The sequence below is a fragment of the Lutibacter sp. B1 genome, from assembly GCF_012524075.1.
Classification (GTDB): domain Bacteria; phylum Bacteroidota; class Bacteroidia; order Flavobacteriales; family Flavobacteriaceae; genus Lutibacter.
The window spans coordinates 124495-144674 of record NZ_JAAZUI010000007.1; the positions used below are offsets into that span (position 1 = coordinate 124495).

Genomic DNA, 20180 nt, shown 5'->3' on the forward strand with positions numbered 1-20180 from the left:
TACAGGGAATATATGATTTATTCAAACAAGTTTTAATGGTTTAATATTTATTGAAACTCAAATCTAATGTTATCCATTGAGAAATTTAACATTGATGTTCCACTATAAGCAACACCAATTTCGTTGTCTACTAAGCTATAATCTGACACTCCAACATCGGTTAGAGGTACTGTAATAGTTTGCCATCCGTCTGATGTTACACTTGTAGCATCCCAATCGTAGAATATATCACCACCAGAACCTTCGAATCGGAATTTTAAAACACCGTCAGTAAAAGGTTCTATAACATTGATATCAAATTTAAGAACATAACTATCTATATTAGTGCCAATAGTGGCACCAGGGAAATTATTACCTTCATTTCTAAAGAATAAACCTAACCAATCTTTACCTTGTACGTTAGTTGCGTTAAAGAAAGGGGTACCATCTACACTTGCAGCTTCGTCTGTTACTGTTGAATTAGCAACATCACCCCACCAAGAGTCTAAACCAGTTCCGTTAAAGTTAAAGTAAACTAAGCTTTCATCTGCTACAGGGTCAACAGGGCTATCGCTAACAATTGTTACTTCAGGATCAAATCCCCAATTATCAATATATACTCCTGCATAAGGGTACTCACAAGTTTCGCAGCTAGCAAACTTAATTGCAATTTCGTTAATTGTAGAAGGATTTCCTAAAGCAGATAAAGGTATTGTAACTGTAGTCCATTGTCCAGCAGCACTATTAAATTTATAGGTATTATCCCAATTTCCGCCAGCTTCAACTTCAAAACTAAGTACATCATCTGTATAAATATCAAATTGCATTTCAGAATATTGTGAAATATCTAAATTAAAATCAGCAAGTTTGTAACCTGAGTCAGCTTTTGTGAATTCTATATTAAGTGAATAGTCTCCTGTTTTAACAATTGCATCACTTAATGTATTTACACTAGTTACATCCCATGACCACTCTCCATTTGTAGTATTTGTATTGGTAAAGAAATCAGTAAATCCTTCTTCATAAATTGGTAATCCGAAAGTAAGCACTTCAGTACCTACTGTTTCATAACCTTGAAGATCAAATCCAACATCATCAATATAAATAGTTTGTCCGCCTACACCGTCATTAGTTACTTCTTTAAATCTAATTGCATCCATTTTTAAATCTCCAAACTCACTTATAGGTATTTCAATTTCGGTCCATACTCCCGGAGTTATAGCAACTTCAACACCTGTATCACAATCACATAAAGCAACTAAAACAGTTGTTGCAGTATCTCCATATACTGAGAAGTGGAAGGTAGAATAACCTGACACATCAATGCCTCCTGCACCAATTTGTGAAGATCCCCACTGTCCTTCGTAATCAAGTTTTATTGCAGCAGTACCATTACTCACATTTTCTGTATTAGCATAATCGTAAGTGCCTCCCCAGCCATCCCAAGCTGAGAATCCTTCACCTAAAGCGTCTTTATAAACAGAAAGAGCAAAAATAGGGGCGCCTTTTTCACCTTGTCCTAAACCAAATAGATTAACGATATAATCAGAAATTAATACTCTTTTAATTCCGTGTACTGCACCGTTAACTGCGCCTAAGTCTGTAATTTCAAAGCCGGCTGGATTTCCAAATTTAGATACAATAACAGGAGCTTCAGGATCTGTTAAATCTAACGTAAAGTTTTCTCCTTGTGCGGTTGTAACATCTCCATTTGTAAAATCAGCTGATAGCATTGTACTTGCAACTAGATGATATTCAACTACAGATTTTAAAACATCAATATCGAAATCAGCTAAGCTAGAATAACCTAAGCTTCCCATAAATCCTGTAAAAGCAGCATCATTTGGTGCAAATGCTGTAAAAGTATCTACTTTAAGAGCGTCTGATAAACCTACTAAATCTACAGCTTCAATAAATATTGCATAACCAGCGTCTTTCGCTCTTAAATAAACGTTGAATGTTGCGTCTTTTATGGCTTCAGCAAATTGAGTTGTTAGTAAAACTCTGTCAATAACATGAACAATACCATTAACCATTTGGATATCGCTAAGAGTTACATTAGCATCAACTTCTGATTTATCATCAATTACGGTTCCGTTAATAGCAATAGTTTCACCTTGCACGGTAACTTTTTCTTGGCCATTCATATCACCAATTAGCGAGTTTTCATCTTTTATTATATGATATTCAAGAACTGGTTTTAAAAGATCTTCAGGGACTTCACTTAAACTAGCATACCCAAGTTCACTTTGAACAGCTTGCATAAAAGATGTAAATGCGATATTTGTTGGCACAAATACAGTAAATGGCCCTTCGCCTCTTAAAGTTTCTTCTAAAGCTACTTGTTTTATGGCTGAAACAAATGTTGAATAATCTGAATTAGCTTCTGCAACATCTGGTATCATAGGTGGAATCAAAACAGTATTAATTGTATGAACAATACCGTTAGTTGCACCTAAGTCATATAAACCTTCAACTGTTGAAGCTGTTCCATTTAAAAGTAGACCATCATCTTCAGTATTGATATGTAAGCTTAAATTATTACCTGTTGGGTCAGTAGCTAACATATCAATATAACCAGTTGTAAGGTTATTTGAAAATTCAGGAATTCTTGCTTCTCTGATATGATATAATATAAGGGTTTCTAAATTATCAATTTCATCTAAGCTTGTAACTCCCAGTTTACTGAATAAAGCATTAAAGGCTTCGTTTGTTGGAGCATATACAGTATGGTTTCCATCATTAACATTTATAGTGGCATTAGCTTCAACTAACGTAAGGGCTTCTTCGAAAATAGATAAATTATTTTCTGCTAAAATATCTGAAATTGATTTTATTTCATTTGTAACGGGATAGATCTTATCATCCTCATCACAAGAAAAGACCGTTAAAGCAATAACTAAGAGTATTGCCAGTTTATTAATAAATTTTAAATTTTTCATAATTTCTAATAATTTTTATTAAACGGAACAATACTATAGTAATCCGAAATCATCTAAGTAATATACTTGAACACCATCAGAAGACCCTTGGAAATCTATTCTGGTTATTGTATCCGGTCCAGAACCTGCAGAATAAAAATCAGTTAATTGAATATTAAATTCTTTCCATTCACCGGCTTTCAATTCTAAATCAACACTTGCGTCAAAATCATTTATAGCCATAACTAAAGTTTGTCCTTCAGCAACTGCATAAATTTTAACAGCAATTGAGCTGTAATCACCAAACACTATTGGATCAGCACCTTCATTTAACATAAATGTTAAACCTCCCCATTGTTCACTTTCTCTTTTTACTGAATATTGTCCTAAAGCATAATCTGTTGATGCTGTATCTTGCTCACCACTCCAACCGCTTACGCCCCAATCAGAATTTAAAGAATCTACATATAATGGGTAATTGAATCCGTATGATTTAGAACGTACAGAAGCTCCTAAAGAAGTATTAATATTTATATATGCTTGCGTTGTTCCTTCAGGTACATAAACTGTAATTTCAGTAGCGGACTGGCTTATAATTGTAGCTACATTTTCTACTAAATCATTATCTTCTTCAGATCCTCTTGAGAATACAACTTCATTTGCATAGGTAAAGTCACCACCATATAAGGTTACTGTATCTCCGGTACCATCGTTTCCGGTATTAAATCCTGTGATTGTTAGTAATGGAAAATCATAAAAAACAACACCGCCGGCAGTTTCTAATCTAATTTTATTTAGATTGCTAATGTATGGTGCATTTTCAGGTATTACAACAAAAATATCAGTATCTGTAACCATTGTTGGATTTACATAAGCTTGATATCCATTAAAATGAATTGATTTTAATGATGCTAAGTTTTTACCTTTTATATTAACCATATTTTCCAAAACCCCTTGCTTGATTTCTTCTTGATATCTGGCAGTATAAACTCCTTGAATAACAGGAGGTCCACCTGGTGCTTTTTGGTAAGGTTCGAATGTTTCATCATTATCTGATGCGCAAGAAACAGATAAGATGATGGTTGAAATTAAAAGAAAGCCATAGGTAAAAAACTTTCTAATTTTATTATATGTTTTCATATCGAATTATATTTTTAATTAAAATTATAAGGAACAGGAGCTTCTGTTAATAATGGATTCTTAATCACATCTACATTTGGATAAGGGAATAAGAAATCTGCCTCTGTAGGAGCTCTAAATCCTTCACGTTCATCTATTATAGTAGGATCATCACCATTATAGGTACCTCTTTCTTGATTAGCCATAATATTGATTGCTTTTGTTCTATCAATTCTTCCTAAATCGTACCAGTAATCGTTTTCTACAGCTAATTCTATTCTTCTTTCATAAAAAATATCGTCAAATGTAATTTCTGTAATACCAGAAAGGTCAGCTTCAGGGAAAGCTCTTTGTCTAACTTGTTTATAAGCATTTATAGCTTCAGAATTTGAAGTACTTCCGCTTCCTGCCATTATTGCTTCAGCGTAAATTAATAATACTTCTGCATAACGCATCATATAGGTATTATTTGCGTGGTTTGCTTGTGCACCACCACCATTATATTCAGGTCTACCAACTACATATTTTTTGATACCTGCATCTGGTCCATGAACATCAATATCATCTGGAACGGTAAATCCTCCATTTAAATTTGGATAGTAATCACCACGTCTCATAACTGTTGCATGATCTCTGGTATCACCTTCCTCGTAAGCGTTTAGTAAATCGATTGATGGACCTACAGCGCCCCAACCATCACCAGTACCTGTTACACTTGAAGAATGTGCAAAGTATGCTTGTAAAGCATTACCTGTTCCGTAAGGACCATTTCCAACCCATTGTAGTTGTAATACTGATTCATCATTATTATCATTTTCTGTTAAAAACAAATCTTCATAATTTTCCATTAATGAAAAATCTCCATCAGAAATTACTTTACCGGCAAGTTGTTTGGCCATGGCATAATCTTTTTCGTATAAATATACTTTAGCTAAAAAAGATCTTGCAGTACCTGCACATGCATGACCTACATCGGCAACGCTTTTTTCTCTTAAATTATCTATTGCAAATTGAAAATCTCTTTTAATGAATGTATACACATCACTTACCGGGTTTGTAGGAAGTTTTGAGTCGTACACATGGTCTAAGTTGTTTTCAATAATTGGAACATTACCCCAAACTCTTACCAAATAAAAGTAAGCTAAACCTCTCATAAATCTTGCTTCTCCAAGAGCGTTGTTAATTGCTTCTTGAGGAACATCGGCACCAACATATTGTGGTAAATAGTTTATAATTGAGTTTGCTTGTGCAATTACACCCCATAATGAGGTCCATCCTTGAGTTAATACTTGGTTATCTCCTCCAACATCCCAAGTTACAAAAGCAACTGATTTTGGATCCCAAGTAATCATATTACCGGCAGCAACATCTCCAACTACCCAACTAAAAAAGTTGTTATATTGGTACCAAGGAAGTCCATATAATATATAAGTACTAGCATTTACTTGATCTACAGTAGAGTAGAACTCGGTAAGTGCAATGTCACTTTCAGGTGGTCTATCAATAAAATCTTCGCTACAAGAACTTAAAACTAGTAGTAGAAATATTATTTTTGAAAATTTATTCAATGTTTTCATAATGTGTATTCAATTAAAATTCAACGTTTAAACCTAAAGTAAATGTTCTTGGTGTTGGATAACGACCGTTATCTACCCCCATAAGAAGCGCATCTTGGTTAAAAGATCCTACCTCAGGATCATATCCACTATATTCTGTAAAGGTGTATAAGTTTTGTACACTTCCATACACTTTTAATCTGCTTATATTAATTTTTTCAAGAACATCACTAGGGAAGTTATATCCTAAAGTAATATTTTGAATTCTTAAATAAGAACCATCTTCAATCCATCTGTCAGATACTTTATTGTTTTGGTGTTCTTGAGTTCTTAGCCTAGGAGTGCTAGATAAATTATTCTCTGGAGTCCAATAATCTGCTACAGACATTAAATTGTTAGTATATAATCTATTTAAACTTGAAGTTTCTCTTCTGGTTAAATTCATTAAATCATTACCATAAGAACCTTGCATAAATATTGATAATTCTAAATTTTTATAATTGAAAGAGTTGTTAAATCCAAAAGTAAAATCTGGGTGAGGATTACCAATAACTGTTAAGTCACCTTCATTTACAACTCCATCTCCATTTACATCTTTATATTTAATATCTCCTAACCAAACACCAGTTACAGCTTCAGAATCAAAAGGAACTCCAAATTGTACAGGAGCATTTTGGATATCTTCCACGGTTCTAAAAATTCCATCAACTTTATAACCATAGTAAAGTCCTAGAGCTTGTCCAACTTGTGTAGTTGTAACAGCAGTACCTAAATCATCTACGTTTGTTTCACCAAAAATATCTAAACCTTCTAGCAATTCTTTAACTTCGTTTTTATAGCGAGAGAATGTTAATGTGGAATTCCATGAAAAATCACCGTTACCAATAGTGCTATAGTTTAAGCTTACATCAACACCGGTATTTCTCATTTTTCCTAAATTCACGTAAGGAGCACCTACACCACCTTCCCATGATTCACCTCCAACTAAATAAGTAGGTAATGCTAATGGGTATAAGAATTTTTCAGAAGTTTTACTATACCATTCAACAGTAGTGTTTAGTCTATCATTAAATAAAGAAAAATCTAAACCAACATTTACTTGTTGTGATTCTTCCCATTGTAAGTCGCTATTTGGAATATTAGATACAGCAAAACCAATTCCTAAATCTGTTACATAAGATGATAGACTAGCACCGTATCTGTAGTTAGGAATATCTTGATTACCTACAACACCATAACCAGCTTTTAATTTTATGTTTCTAACAGCATTAAAATCTGTCATAAAAGGTTCTTTAGAAACATTCCATGATGCAGAAACAGAAGGGAAATAACCCCATTGATTATCTCCATCCGGATCAAATTTAGAAGAACCATCAGCTCTTATTGAAGCGGTTAAACCATATTTTCCGTCGAAATTGTATATTAAACGTCCGAAATATGAGATCAACGCTGCGCTATCTCCATAGTCATCTACTGTAATTTGATCAGCTAATGCTAAAGATTGGATATCATTACTAACAAAACCTGAACCTTGATTTTGTACACCACTCCAAGTGGATTCTTGAGCTTCGTGTCCAAGTAATAAAGTAACATTGTGTTTATCAGCAAAAGTGTTGTTATAAGTCAACAAATTTTTGATAACCCAAAATTCGTTATCAGATTTATCTAAGTTTAAAACAGCAGTTAAATTTGAGAATCTACCCATATCTGTTGTTGGTTGAAATCTCTTATTTGTATTATAACCAAAATCTCCACCTATTTCTGTTCTATAGGTTAAATTATCTGTTACTTTTAATTCGGCATATACATTTCCTAAAATTCTGTCTCTAGTAAGGTTGTTAGTATTGCTTAATGCAATAGCTATAGGGTTTGGAGCACCTTGGTTATTATCGTTAGAAGGATAAGCAAAAGTACCGTCAGCGTTATAAACAGCAACGTCTGGCGCTTGCAATAAACCTAAACTTACAATACCGTTTCTTCGCCCATTTAAAGTTATGTTTTCTTTTGTTCTACTTAAAGTAACGCTAGTACCAACTTTTAACCAATCGTTAACTTGACCATTAACGTTTGCTTTAATTGATATCCTGTTAAAGTCAGATCCAATAACTGTACCTTCTTGATCTAAATATCCGGTTGAAATATAGTAATCAACTTTTTCATTAGCACCTGAGAATGAAAGAACGTGATTTTGCATAAAAGCATCTCTAAATACTTCATCTTGCCAGTCTGTACCCGGACCTAAAAGTTCAGGGTGAACAAATTCATCTCTGGTTGTTGGTTGATATAATGGAGATAAATCATTTTGTAATACTGCGTACGCAGGTAAATCCATCATATTAATTAAATTGGTAGCTTGTTGTAAAGCAACATAAGTGTTATATGTTAATTTTCCTCTACCTTGCTTTCCTTTTTTTGTTGTAATAATTACAACACCATTAGCACCTCTTGAACCGTAGATGGCTGTAGCAGATGCATCTTTTAAAATATTAATTGATTCAATGTCATTTGGGTTAAGTGCAGCTAAAGGGCTCACGCCATTTTGCCCTTCACCACCTGCAGCTGTTCTACCACTAGTACTTAGGTTTCTAACGTCACCAGATACTTGAATACCATCAATAACATATAAAGGTTCATTAGAACCTGCAATTGATGTTACCCCTCTTACACGTACTGAAACAGCACTACCTGGCTGACCTGAATCTGTAGTAATTGACACACCGGCCGCACGACCTTGCATTAATTGATCAACGCTTACCTGTGGAATGTTTTGAAGTTGTTCAGATTTGATACTCGAAACAGAACCACTCATGTTTTCTTTTAATTGTGTTCCATAACCTATCACAACTACCTCTTCTAAACTTTCAAGGTTTTCTTTTAATGTTACATTAACAGTAGTTCTACCACTAACTTTAACTTCTTGGGTATCAAACCCTACATAACTAAAAACTAATGTTGCATTGTTTTGAACTGAAATAGTATAATTTCCGTCAAAATCGGTAACTACACCATTACTGGTTCCTTTTTCAATAATGTTAACTCCCGGGAGTGTTAATCCGTTTTGATCATACACAACCCCCTTAACTTGATTTTGGGCAAAAATCAATTGCCCTACAAAACAAAATAGTATTAGAAAAAAATAGTGTTTTGTACCACAATAAATGTTTTTTAAATTTAAATTTTGCATATTCTTGGGTATTAGTACTAATTAAATTAGTTTAAAATTTTAAATACTTTACTTAAAATTTTTTAGGTTAAATATTAACTAGGTGTTTTAATACATCAAATTTAAGTTAATTGTTAACCTTTTGTTAATATTATTTTGTCATTTATCAATAAAATATTTTCAAAGGTTTTAATAGTATGTTTATTGTGAAAATGCCTATTTTTAATAATTATTTTTTTCAAATTAATATTTTTTGTTTTTTACCTTATTTTGTAAATCTTAACAAAAAATTAAAGTTTAGAGGTTTTTTGGGAGTTCGATTTTAAAAATGTAATAATACTTTAACATTTTGATAAAATAATATCATAATAGTATTTGAGGTATAACTAAATTTGAAAATTGTAAATCATCTTAAACTTTTTAGATGAAAAAATCTATTTAAAACAAATATTAAATAAGTTAATAAATGGATAAAATTTTTAAATCTTATAATAAAATTGAACTTAAAATAATTGTATTAATTCTTTTAACTTTTTCATTTTATTCCTGTAAAAATCTTGATAAATCAAACAATATAAGTTACAAAATTGTTGATAAAGAAGCATCTAAAAATGTTAAAAACTTATATGATAGGTTGGTAACTTTATCTAAAAATGGGTTTGCAATTGGTCATCAAGATGCAACTTCATACGGATTGGGTTGGAATTATGAAGATAACCCTAATGAAATTAAAAGTGATGTTAACGATGTTGTTGGAGATTTTCCTGCGGTTTACGGATTTGATATAGGTCATATTGAATTAGCTCATAGTAGAAATTTAGACAGTGTTTCTTTTGATGTGATGAGAAAATTAATGGTAAATGCACATAAAAGAGGAGGTATTGTTACTGTTAGTTGGCATTTGGATAATCCGGTTACCGATGGAAATTCTTGGGATAAAACCTCTGCTGTATCTGATATTTTAGAAGGAGGAAGCCAAAGGGCAAAATATGAGTTATGGGTGGAAAGAGTTGCAAATTTTTTAAACTCTGTTCAATATAATGGAGAAGTTGTGCCAATAATTTTTAGACCTTTTCATGAAATGAATGGGTTTTGGTTTTGGTGGGGAGATCCTAATTGCTCAGCCTCAGATTATGTTAAATTATGGCAAGATACAGTGAAATTATTGAGAGATAAACATCATGTTCATAATTTGTTATATGCCTATTCTCCAAATAAATTAAATCCGGATGATGATTATATGAAATATTATCCGGGAGATGATTATGTGGATATTTTAGGGATAGATATTTATGATTTTAATAATTCTGAAGATTACGTAAAATCTGTAATTCACGATTTGGAAATAGTGAAAAAAGTAGCTGCTGAAAAAAATAAATTATACGCTTTTACAGAAACAGGTATAGAAAAAATTCAAACACCAAATTGGTTTACTGAAGTTGTTTATCCGGCTATTGAAAATTCAGGAATTTCATGGATCTTATTTTGGAGAAACGCCAGTGAAGATCATTTTTATATGCCATATAAAGAACATTCTTCTGTAAATGATTTTAAGCAATTTAAAGCAAAACCAAAAACATTATTTTTAAAAGACCTTAACAATATAAAAAACTAAACTAAAACTTATGAAATTACTACATACGGTTGACATCTTAATTATATTATTGTATTTAGTTTCAATAGTTGTAATTGGATTAATTTTAAGGAAAAGAGCTCAACGGAGTAAAGATGATTATTTACTGGGAGGTAAATCAATTCCTTGGTATATGTTGGGACTGTCTAATGCTTCAGGAATGTTTGATATTTCAGGAACCATTTGGCTTGTGACTTTAATGTTTGTTTATGGTATAAAAAGTGCCTGGATACCTTGGTTATGGCCTGTATTCAACCAAATATTTTTAATGGTTTACTTATCAAAATGGTTAAGACGTTCTAACGCTACAACTGGAGCGGAATGGATTGGTACCCGTTTCGGATTTAAAAAAGGAGCAAAATTGTCACATATTATTGTGGTAGTATTTGCATTAGTAGTATGCTTAGGTTATTTAGCTTACGGTTTTATAGGTTTAGGTAAATTTATTGAGATATTTATTCCTTGGGAATTGGTAAGTAATTATGTACCTTTTACTGTTACGCCAGAGTATGTACCTCATTTTTATGGAGTTGTTTTCACTCTTTTTGCGGTATTTTATTCGTTACTGGGAGGTATGTCCGGTATTGTATGGGCAGATGTTGTTCAATTTGCAATTATGACGGTAGCCGCTTTAGTTATAGGCTATTTAGGATTCCAAGCAGTAGGACAAAATGTGTTAAATGTACCTGATGGATGGAAAAGTCCTTTCTTTGGATGGGAACTGAATATGGATTGGAGTACAATTATACCGGAAGTAAATCAAAAAATTCAAGAAGATGGTTTCGGGTTATTTACATATTTCTTTATGATGATGGTGTTTAAAGGAATATTAGTCAGTGTTGCCGGTCCTGCACCTACATACGATATGCAAAAAATCTTATCAACAAAAAATCCTCAGGAAGCATCTAAAATGAGCGGATTTGTATCGGTAATTTTAATGCCTATCAGATATTTAATGATTGCAGGTTTTGCAGCTTTGGCATTAATTTACTATGAAAAACTAGATTTACTTACCGCAGCAGGAAATATAGATTTTGAGTTGATATTACCATCAGCCATAAAAGAATTTGTTCCTGTTGGTTTATTAGGACTTTTATTAGCAGGTCTAATAGCAGCCTTTATGTCTACATTTGCAGGAACATTAAATGCTGCACAGGCATATATAGTAAACGATATATACTTAAAATATAAGAATCCAAATGCTACAGCAGTACAAATTAAAAATATGAATTACCTTACAGGTATTGTTGTTGTTATTATTAGTATTATTTTAGGTGTATTTGCAGAAAATGTGAATTCGGTACTAAATATTATTGTTTCTGTACTATATGGAAGTTATGTTGCGGCAAACATTTTAAAATGGCACTGGTGGAGATTTAATGGCGAAGGCTTCTTTTGGGGTATGGTAGCAGGCTTGGTGTCGGCTTACATTTTCCCTGAATTATTCCCAAACACTTTAGAATTATATTTATTCCCATATATTTTATTAGTATCAATTATAGGATCTATTATTGGAACTTATACAGCGCCTCCTACTGAAGAAGCTGTTTTAAAAGAGTTCTATATAAATGTTAGACCTTGGGGATTTTGGAAGCCTGTTCACGATAAAATTAAAGCTGAAAATCCAGATTTTAAAAAGAATACCGATTTTGGTTTAGATATGTTTAATGTTGCTGTAGGTATTATTGCACAAACGGTATTAGTATTTATACCTATGTATTTAGTATTCAGACAAACTACACCAATTTATATTTTACTTGCAGTATTAATAATATGTATTTTCTTACTGAAAAAATTCTGGTGGAATAACTTAAATAAAAAATTAGATTAATTAACAAAAATATAAGTTAACTGTACATGGAAACCAATAACCTAGATATAGTAAAAGAACGCTATGCTAAATTAATTAGCAAAAAAAATAAACCGGTTAAACTATCAAACGGAATTTTTAATAGATATAAATATCCAATTTTAACAGGAGAACACGCTCCCATACATTGGAGGTACGATTTAAATCCTGAAACCAATCCTTTTGGGATGGAAAGAATAGGCGTTAACGCAGCATTTAATGCAGGAGCAATAAAATTTAACGGTAAATACGTTTTATGTGTAAGAGTTGAGGGGAATGATCGTAAATCATTCTTTGCAATTGCCGAGAGTCCAAATGGAGTAGATAATTTTGAGTTTTGGGATAAACCGTGTGTAATACCTCAAATTGAAGGAAACCCTGATACAAATGTATACGATATGCGTTTGACATTGCATGAAGATGGATGGATTTACGGTATATTTTGTACTGAAAGAAAAGACCCAAACGCACCACAAGGAGATACAAGTTCAGCAGTTGCCAATGCAGGTATTGTAAGAACTAAAGATTTAGTGAATTTTGAGCGTTTGCCGGATTTAATTTCTAATACAGGGCAACAACGAAATGTTGTAATGCACCCTGAATTTATAGACGGAAAATACGCTTTATATACACGTCCTCAAGACGGATTTATTGATATAGGTAATGGAGGTGGAATTGGATTTGGATATGTTGAAGATATGACAAACCCAATAGTTAAAGATGAAAAAATTATCAATAACAAAGCCTACCATACAGTATATGAAGTAAAAAACGGACAAGGTCCTGCGCCAATTAAAACCAGTAAAGGTTGGTTACATATAGCACATGGTGTGCGTAATACAGCCGCAGGTTTACGTTATGTGTTATATATGTTTATGACTTCTTTAGATGATGTTACAAAAGTAATACATCAACCGGGAGGTTACTTTATGGCTCCAAATTATAAAGAGACTTTAGGTGATGTTTCTAATGTATTATTCACAAATGGTTGGATTAAAGATGAAGATGATACTGTTTATATTTATTATGCTTCGTCCGATACTCGTATGCACGTAGCCGTTTCTACTATAGATAAATTAGTTGATTATGTAATGAATACTCCTGAAGATACTTTTACATCAGCAGGATCAGTTCAAACAATTATAAACTTAGTAGATAAAAATAAAGGATTATATTAATGCATAAAAAAGCAGAAATAGTTTCAAATTCATTGGCAAATGAACTTCAGAGAATATTACAATATTGGAGTTCTGAAGCTATTGATGAAGTTAATGGAGGGTTTGTTGGTGAGCGCGACCATAATAACAAATTGGTTAAAAACGCTTCGAAAGGAATTATTTTAAATTCTAGAATATTATGGTCATTTTCTGCAGCTTCAAACCATTATCAAACAAACGATTATATTGGTTTATGCGAAAGATCATACCAATATTTAAAAACATATTTTAAAGATAAACAATATGGAGGTGTTTACTGGGAGCTTGATGCTTTTGGTAATCCAATAAATACTCGAAAACAAGTATATGCTCAAGCATTTATGATTTATGCTTTGTCTGAATATTATATGTTTTCTAAAGATCAAGAAGCATTAGATTGGGCTATTGAAATTTATCAGCTTGTAGAAAAATACGCAAATGACCATGAGTTTAAAGGCTATATTGAAGCTTTTAATCAAGATTGGTCGCCAATTGAAGATATGCGTTTAAGTGATAAAGATGCAAATGAAGCTAAAACAATGAATACGCATTTACATGTTTTAGAAGCATATACAAATCTTTATAAAGTTTATAAAAACGAAGGTTTAAAAGAAAATTTAATAGAGTTGATAAACTTATTTTTCACCAAGTTTTTAAATGAAAACAACAACTTAAATCTGTTTTTTGATGAGCAATGGCAATTAAAAAGCAGCGTTATATCTTTTGGTCACGATATTGAAACAGCTTGGCTTTTAATTGAAGCAGCAAAAGTAATTGAAGATCAATATTTGCTGGAAGAAACTGAGAGAATTGCTGTTTTGATTGCTGATAAGTTTATGGAAAATGGTATAGATGTTGATGGTGGTGTATTGAATGATTACGACCCAAAAACAGGTAAATGGGATACCGATAAGCATTGGTGGCCACAAGCTGAAGCTTTGGTAGGACTTCGTTATGCATATAACATTACAAATAATGAAAAATACCTGTCAAAATCATTAGAGATTTTAAATTTTATAGAAACTAAAATTTTAGACCATACAAATGGTGAATGGTTTTGGAGAGTTGATAAAAGTGGTGTACCATACACCAATGAATGTAAAATAGGAATGTGGAAAGCTCCGTATCATACTTCGAGAGCTTGTATAGTTTTAAATAGTAAATAGATGAAAAAAATAATAGTATTTAGTTTAGCAATTGCTTTAGCAATATTTACCAATAGTTGTTCTTCGGGAGGTAATTCACCTGAACCAACTCCAACACCTGAAAAAGCAACGGTAACTATTAATCCAACAAAAGATAAAGCATTAGAACCAGGAGTTAATGGAGAATTTACAATAACATTGAGTAAAGCCATAAGTACTGCCACAACAGTGTATTATAAAGTTGAAGGTACTGCAACAAATGGAGTTGATTATCAAGAAATAGAAACAAATATTTCAGTTCCTGCAAAATCTACAAGTGTAAAAATACCTGTAGTTGTTATTGACGACGAAGAAACAGAAGGCACAGAAACAGTAATTATAACTTTATCAGATACAGATAATGGAAATGTTACAATAAGCACTTTAAATAAAGCCATTGTTTCAATTGAAGAAGAAGAGGAAACTGTTCCGTATGTTCCTTCTATAGAGCCGGGAGCCACAAGATCTTATATGGTTAATTCAAATGCCACAGATGAAACTGTTGCTTTGTTCTACAATTTAAAAATTCTTTCCGAAACTAATAATGTGATAATAGGCCAACAAGATGCTTTTAATGCATTTTATAATGACAATACAGGAGATTCTGACATCAAAAAAACAACAGGCTCCGATCCTGGGTTATTAGGTTCTGACTTTATGTTTATTACTGATGATAACAATGACGGAACTTCTTCAAATTGGTTTTATCAACAAGAAGAAATTATTACGGGCGATGCAATTGAAGCTTATGATAAAGGTATGGTAAATACATTTTGCTGGCATTTTAGAGAACCATATAGTGGAGATGAATTTTATGCATCAAATATAAATTCAGATGATCTTAATAAAGCTTTTCAGAGTATTTTGCCTGGTGGTGAAAATCATGAATATTACAAACAAAAACTTCAAAAAATAGCTGAAGTAACCAAAGGTATGGTTGGATCTGACGGTAAACAAGTGCCAATAGTTTTTAGACCTTTTCATGAATTTGACGGAAGTTGGTTTTGGTGGGGAGCAAATTATTGTACTCCTAGCGAGTATATTGAACTTTGGCAATTTACAGTAGAATATTTACGTGACGATTTACAAGTAGACAACATGTTATTTGCTTTTTCTCCTGATAATAATTTTACAACAGCTAGTCAATATTTAGAGCGTTATCCGGGTGATGAATATGTAGATATATTAGGAATGGATAATTATGGAGATTTTGCAAATCAAGGTCAATCTGGAGCTAATACAGCCAATAGTAAACTTCAAGTACTTACCAATTTAGCAAAAGAAAAAGTGAAAATTGCGGCATTAACCGAAACCGGGTATAGAGTAGATTCAAATCATTCTCCTATATCAAATTTGTATTCAACATACTTTTATAGTGCTTTAACTAACAATAATGTTGAAGTTGCATTTATGATGTTTTGGAATAATAATTCTGACGGGTATTATACTCCGGTTCCGGGAGAATCTGATGCTAACGATTTTGTTTCTTTCTACAATAAAGAAGAAACTTTATTTCAAAATAATCTACCGGATTTATACACTTTACCAAACTAATTAATACAATGAGAATTTATAAATCAATTATAACGTTAGTTACCGTTTTAGTTTTTATTTCTTGTAAAACCGAACCTAAAACAACACAAAATGAAACAAATGATGTTAAGGATACAATTCCTTTAATAACTGTAAAAGATGCTAAATTCTTTAAAGGTGATAAACCATATTATTTTGTGGGTGCTAATTACTGGTATGGGCCATTAATTGCTGCCAAAAATATTGGAGATAGAGATCGTCTTATCAAAGAATTGGATTTAATGAAAGAGGTTGGTATAGATAATCTACGAATTTTAGCAGGCGCAGAAGGTGATGGAGGTGACTCTAGAGTTTATCCGGCATTACAATATGAACAAGGCAAGTATAATGAAGATTTGTTAGACGGATTAGATTTTTTACTGTCAGAAATGCGTAAAAGAAATATGTATGCAGTTTTGTATTTAAACAATAACTGGATATGGTCTGGAGGAATGTCTCAATATTTAACTTGGAATGGTTATGGTGAAGTTCCTAACCCGTTTTTAGAACAATATTCATGGGATGATTATATGAACTATACGAAACAATTCCATAGTTGTGAACCATGTATGGAAGCTTATTACAAGCATCTGAAATTTATTATTGGCAGAACAAATAGCTATACAGGTTTAAAATATAGTGATGATAATATAGTAATGTCTTGGCAAGTTGCAAATGAACCAAGAGTATTAATGACTCCTGATCATGAAAAAGCTTTTGCCGGTTGGTTAAACAAAACTGTAGATTTGATTAAATCGTTAGATCCAAATCATTTAGTATCAACAGGAACCGAAGGTAAACATGGTTTTTTACAAGATATGGATATGTATGAAAGACTACATAATAATAAAAATATTGATTATTTAGCAATGCACATGTGGCCAAAAAATTGGGGTTGGTACGATATTAATAATGAAAAAGAAACAACCTTAGAATCTATTGATAAAGCTAATGCATATATGAATGAGCATATTGAAATAGCCAAAAAATTACAAAAACCAATTGTAATGTCTGAGTTTGGTTTCCCACGTGAAAAAGAAAGTTTGTCATTAGATGCTTCTGTGGAAAATAGAAATACTTTTTATAATGCTATTTTTAATAGAATTGTTGAAAGTAAAAAGGAACAAGGCATTTTAGCCGGATTAAATTTTTGGGGTTTTGCAGGATTTGCAAAAACAAATGCTGAAAGTGGTAAATGGGTACATGGAGATGATTTTAGTGCAGATCCACCGCAAGAGCCACAAGGTTTAAATTCAGTTTTTGCTTCAGATACTTCAACATTAGATTTGATAAAAGAAGCAAATAAGGCAATTATAGAATAAGAGAACAAAGAGTTTTAAGATATAACTTAAAAGCTAACGTTTTAAGTTAATTTAAATTAAGGTTATTAAGGGAGCATTTCACACTCCCTTATTTTTTTTTAGATACTTAAAAAAGCATAAATTCGATTAATTAAAACAGTTAGAGCACTGTTTATGAGTTTATCATGTTTTTTTGTCATTCCTACGAAGGCAGGATGATAGATTCTAATATATCTAATTAATTATTAAACACTTTTAATAGGACTCAGTTAAAAGCTTTTATTTAAGCTCAAAATCAGCTTCAAGTATAGCCGTTGAACTTCCTCCTACAAAAACTTTAAAACCTCCAGGTTCTACAATAAATTCACCTGTGTTATTATAAAAACCTAAAGTTTCTTTATTCAAGGTAAAATTAACTGTTTTGGTTTCCCCTGCTTTAAGATCAACTAATTCAAAACCTTTTAATTCTCTAACAGGTCTGGTAATACTTCCAATTAAATCTCTAATATAAAGTTGCGCTACTTCTTTTCCGTCATATTTTCCCGTATTAGTGATATCAACAGAAATTTTTATTTCATCATTTATGGAGAATGAAGTATTATTCATTTCTAAATTGTCATATTTAAAAGTAGTGTAGCTTAATCCATATCCAAAAGGATACAACGGTGTTTTTTCAACATCGGTATAATGAGACCAAAATACATTACCATCTATATCAGCGGGTCTTCCTGTGTTTTTATAATTGTAGTAAATAGGTACTTGTCCAACATTTCTTGGGAAACTCATAGGTAATTTACCACTTGGATTGTAATCTCCATATAAAACTTGTGCTACAGCATTTCCGGTTTCAGTACCTAATTGCCAAGCTTCTACAATGGCAGGAATATGCTCATTTGCCCAAGTAATTGTTAACGGTCTGCCATTATTTAAAACCAACACAATATTTTTATTCACTTTGTAAACTTCTTCCAATAATTCTTGTTGTACACCCGGTAAATTTAAATTAGATCTACTTCTGGCTTCACCTGTTTGGAAACCATTTTCACCTAAAACCATCACTACAATATCTGCTTTTTTTGCAGCAATAATAGCTTCATTAAATCCGCTTTTATCGGTAGTATTAATTTTTGCATCGTATAAAAATACTGATTCACCTATAGTAACATCAGCACCTTTTTTATACACTAATTTATTTCCTGTATATTGTTGCATTCCTTCTAGAACAGATACTGCCGAATTATTTTCAGCAGCAATACGCCAACTTCCTAACGGACTGTTTTTATCGGCAGCTAAAGCACCAATTAAAGCTATTTTTTGACCTTCTTTTTTTAGAGGAAGTAAATTATTTTCGTTTTTTAACAGCACAATAGATTTTTTTGCCATATCCAATACGGCTTCGTGGTGTTTAGGATTTCCTATAGCTTCTTTTTCTCTTGCTTCATCACAATATTTATAAGGATTGTCAAATAAACCTAACTCAAATTTTACACGTAAAATTCGACGTACAGCATCATCCAATAAATCTTGGTCAACGTCGCCATTTTTAACTAAAGTTGCCAATTCTTTGATGTAAGCATGAGCTTCCATATCCATATCAGCACCTGCAGTTATAGCAATTTTTGCAGCATCTTTTTTATCTTTAGCATGTCCCCAAACTACCATTTCACCAATGGAGTTCCAGTCAGAAACCACAAAACCATCAAACTTCCATTTTCCTTTTAAAATATCTCTTTGAAGGAATGAATTTCCAGTAGCAGGTATTCCATTTAGTTCGTTAAAAGAATTCATAAAAGTACGTGCGCCAGCGTCTACAGTAGCTTTAAATGGAGGTAAAATAATATTGTATAGGGTAGAAGTTCCTACGTCAACAGTATTGTAATCTCTACCGGCTTCTGAAAAACCATAGCCGGCAAAATGTTTTGTACATGCCGCAACAGTATTTGGAGCGGATAAATCGTCGCCTTGAAATCCTTTTACTCTGGCTTCGGCTATTTTGCTTCCTAAAAAAGGATCTTCCCCGGCACCTTCCATAACTCTTCCCCAACGAGCATCTCTAGAGATATCAACCATAGGCGCAAAAGTCCAGTTAATTCCTGATGCTGATGCTTCAATAGCAGCAATTCTAGCTGAGTTTTTAATAGCTTCTAAATCCCAACTTGCAGCTTCGGCTAAAGGAATTGGACTTGTAGTTTTATAACCATGAATGACATCAAACCCAATGATAAGAGGTATTCCCAGTCTTGATTCTTCAACAACAATTTTTTGAACAGCTTTTACATTTTCAACACCTCTCACATTTAACATAGAGCCAACCCAACCTTTACGTAAATGCTCATATTTTTTTTCGGCGTCACCACCTTTTGGCGATGGACCGGTAACATCCCAAAAACCATTGTATTGATTCATCTGACCAACTTTTTCTTCAATAGTCATTAGTTTTAGAATAGAGTCAATTTTGTATTCTATAGTATTTTGAGTTGTGTTTTGAGTTGTGTTTTGAGTTGTGTTTTGAGTTTGATTTTTACACCCAACAACTAATAATATTATTGTTAGATAACACACACTTTTAGATAGATTTTTCACATTTAGTTATTTTATAATTACTAATTTTTACATTTTTTAATTAACTACAAATTATAGATTTACAACTTAATCTTGTAGCTTGTAAAGTTATAGTAAACAACATAAAATTAATTTACATATTTAT

Annotated in this window: 11 protein-coding genes; 6 read left to right on the plus strand and 5 right to left on the minus strand. The window is 32.2% G+C overall.

Annotated elements, in window-relative coordinates:
• Positions 1-47: 47 nt before the first annotated feature.
• The 4 genes from HGB55_RS06045 to HGB55_RS06060 are packed head-to-tail and all read right to left on the minus strand — an operon-like array spanning position 48 to position 8759.
• Positions 48-2921 carry a glycan-binding surface protein gene (locus HGB55_RS06045; RefSeq protein ID WP_168815646.1) on the minus strand — a complete coding sequence of 958 codons (2874 nt, stop codon included), beginning with the start codon at positions 2919-2921 and terminating at the stop codon, positions 48-50.
• Positions 2922-2954: 33 nt separating this feature from the next.
• Entirely contained in the window at positions 2955-4040 is a 1086-nt protein-coding gene (locus tag HGB55_RS06050) for a hypothetical protein (RefSeq protein ID WP_168815648.1), read from the minus strand.
• A gap of 14 nt (positions 4041-4054) precedes the next feature.
• Complete coding sequence (locus HGB55_RS06055) at positions 4055-5596, minus strand: RagB/SusD family nutrient uptake outer membrane protein (RefSeq protein WP_168815650.1); 1542 nt, start codon at positions 5594-5596, stop codon at positions 4055-4057.
• A gap of 13 nt (positions 5597-5609) precedes the next feature.
• Positions 5610-8759, minus strand: a complete 3150-nt coding sequence (locus HGB55_RS06060; protein WP_168815652.1) for a TonB-dependent receptor — start codon at positions 8757-8759, stop codon at positions 5610-5612.
• Positions 8760-9204: 445 nt separating this feature from the next.
• Here HGB55_RS06060 and HGB55_RS06065 point away from each other — a divergent pair, with 445 nt between their 5' ends.
• Genes HGB55_RS06065 through HGB55_RS06090 form a run of 6 tightly spaced genes read left to right on the plus strand, consistent with a single transcriptional unit; the run spans position 9205 to position 17494 of the window.
• Positions 9205-10353: a glycoside hydrolase family 26 protein gene (locus HGB55_RS06065; protein ID WP_168815654.1), complete on the plus strand. Its 1149-nt coding sequence runs from the start codon at positions 9205-9207 to the stop codon at positions 10351-10353.
• 10 nt (positions 10354-10363) lie between these two features.
• Positions 10364-12202 carry a sodium:solute symporter family protein gene (locus HGB55_RS06070; protein ID WP_168815656.1) on the plus strand — a complete coding sequence of 613 codons (1839 nt, stop codon included), beginning with the start codon at positions 10364-10366 and terminating at the stop codon, positions 12200-12202.
• A 26-nt stretch (positions 12203-12228) separates the two neighbouring features.
• The gene (locus HGB55_RS06075) at positions 12229-13398 is read left to right on the plus strand and encodes a glycosidase (protein WP_168815658.1); all 1170 of its coding nucleotides are present in this window, start codon (positions 12229-12231) and stop codon (positions 13396-13398) included.
• Complete coding sequence (locus tag HGB55_RS06080) at positions 13398-14582, plus strand: AGE family epimerase/isomerase (protein WP_168815660.1); 1185 nt, start codon at positions 13398-13400, stop codon at positions 14580-14582. The genes HGB55_RS06075 and HGB55_RS06080 overlap by 1 nt, the downstream gene beginning before the upstream one ends.
• Entirely contained in the window at positions 14583-16154 is a 1572-nt protein-coding gene (locus tag HGB55_RS06085) for a glycosyl hydrolase (RefSeq protein ID WP_168815662.1), read from the plus strand.
• Positions 16155-16162: 8 nt separating this feature from the next.
• Positions 16163-17494: a beta-mannanase gene (locus tag HGB55_RS06090; protein ID WP_168815664.1), complete on the plus strand. Its 1332-nt coding sequence runs from the start codon at positions 16163-16165 to the stop codon at positions 17492-17494.
• Positions 17495-17752: 258 nt separating this feature from the next.
• Here the strand turns inward: HGB55_RS06090 and bglX are convergent, their stop codons facing one another.
• Positions 17753-20056 carry a beta-glucosidase BglX gene (gene bglX / locus HGB55_RS06095; protein WP_371807806.1) on the minus strand — a complete coding sequence of 768 codons (2304 nt, stop codon included), beginning with the start codon at positions 20054-20056 and terminating at the stop codon, positions 17753-17755.
• Positions 20057-20180 lie beyond the last annotated feature (124 nt).

Bases quoted from the DNA above. Each gene is read 5' to 3' on its own strand.
- HGB55_RS06045 (WP_168815646.1), bottom strand. From the start codon at position 2,921: ATGAAAAATTTAAAATTTATTAATAAACTGGCAATACTCTTAGTTATT.
- HGB55_RS06050 (WP_168815648.1), bottom strand. From the start codon at position 4,040: ATGAAAACATATAATAAAATTAGAAAGTTTTTTACCTATGGCTTTCTT.
- HGB55_RS06055 (WP_168815650.1), bottom strand. From the start codon at position 5,596: ATGAAAACATTGAATAAATTTTCAAAAATAATATTTCTACTACTAGTT.
- HGB55_RS06060 (WP_168815652.1), bottom strand. From the start codon at position 8,759: ATGCAAAATTTAAATTTAAAAAACATTTATTGTGGTACAAAACACTAT.
- HGB55_RS06065 (WP_168815654.1), top strand. From the start codon at position 9,205: ATGGATAAAATTTTTAAATCTTATAATAAAATTGAACTTAAAATAATT.
- HGB55_RS06070 (WP_168815656.1), top strand. From the start codon at position 10,364: ATGAAATTACTACATACGGTTGACATCTTAATTATATTATTGTATTTA.
- HGB55_RS06075 (WP_168815658.1), top strand. From the start codon at position 12,229: ATGGAAACCAATAACCTAGATATAGTAAAAGAACGCTATGCTAAATTA.
- HGB55_RS06080 (WP_168815660.1), top strand. From the start codon at position 13,398: ATGCATAAAAAAGCAGAAATAGTTTCAAATTCATTGGCAAATGAACTT.
- HGB55_RS06085 (WP_168815662.1), top strand. From the start codon at position 14,583: ATGAAAAAAATAATAGTATTTAGTTTAGCAATTGCTTTAGCAATATTT.
- HGB55_RS06090 (WP_168815664.1), top strand. From the start codon at position 16,163: ATGAGAATTTATAAATCAATTATAACGTTAGTTACCGTTTTAGTTTTT.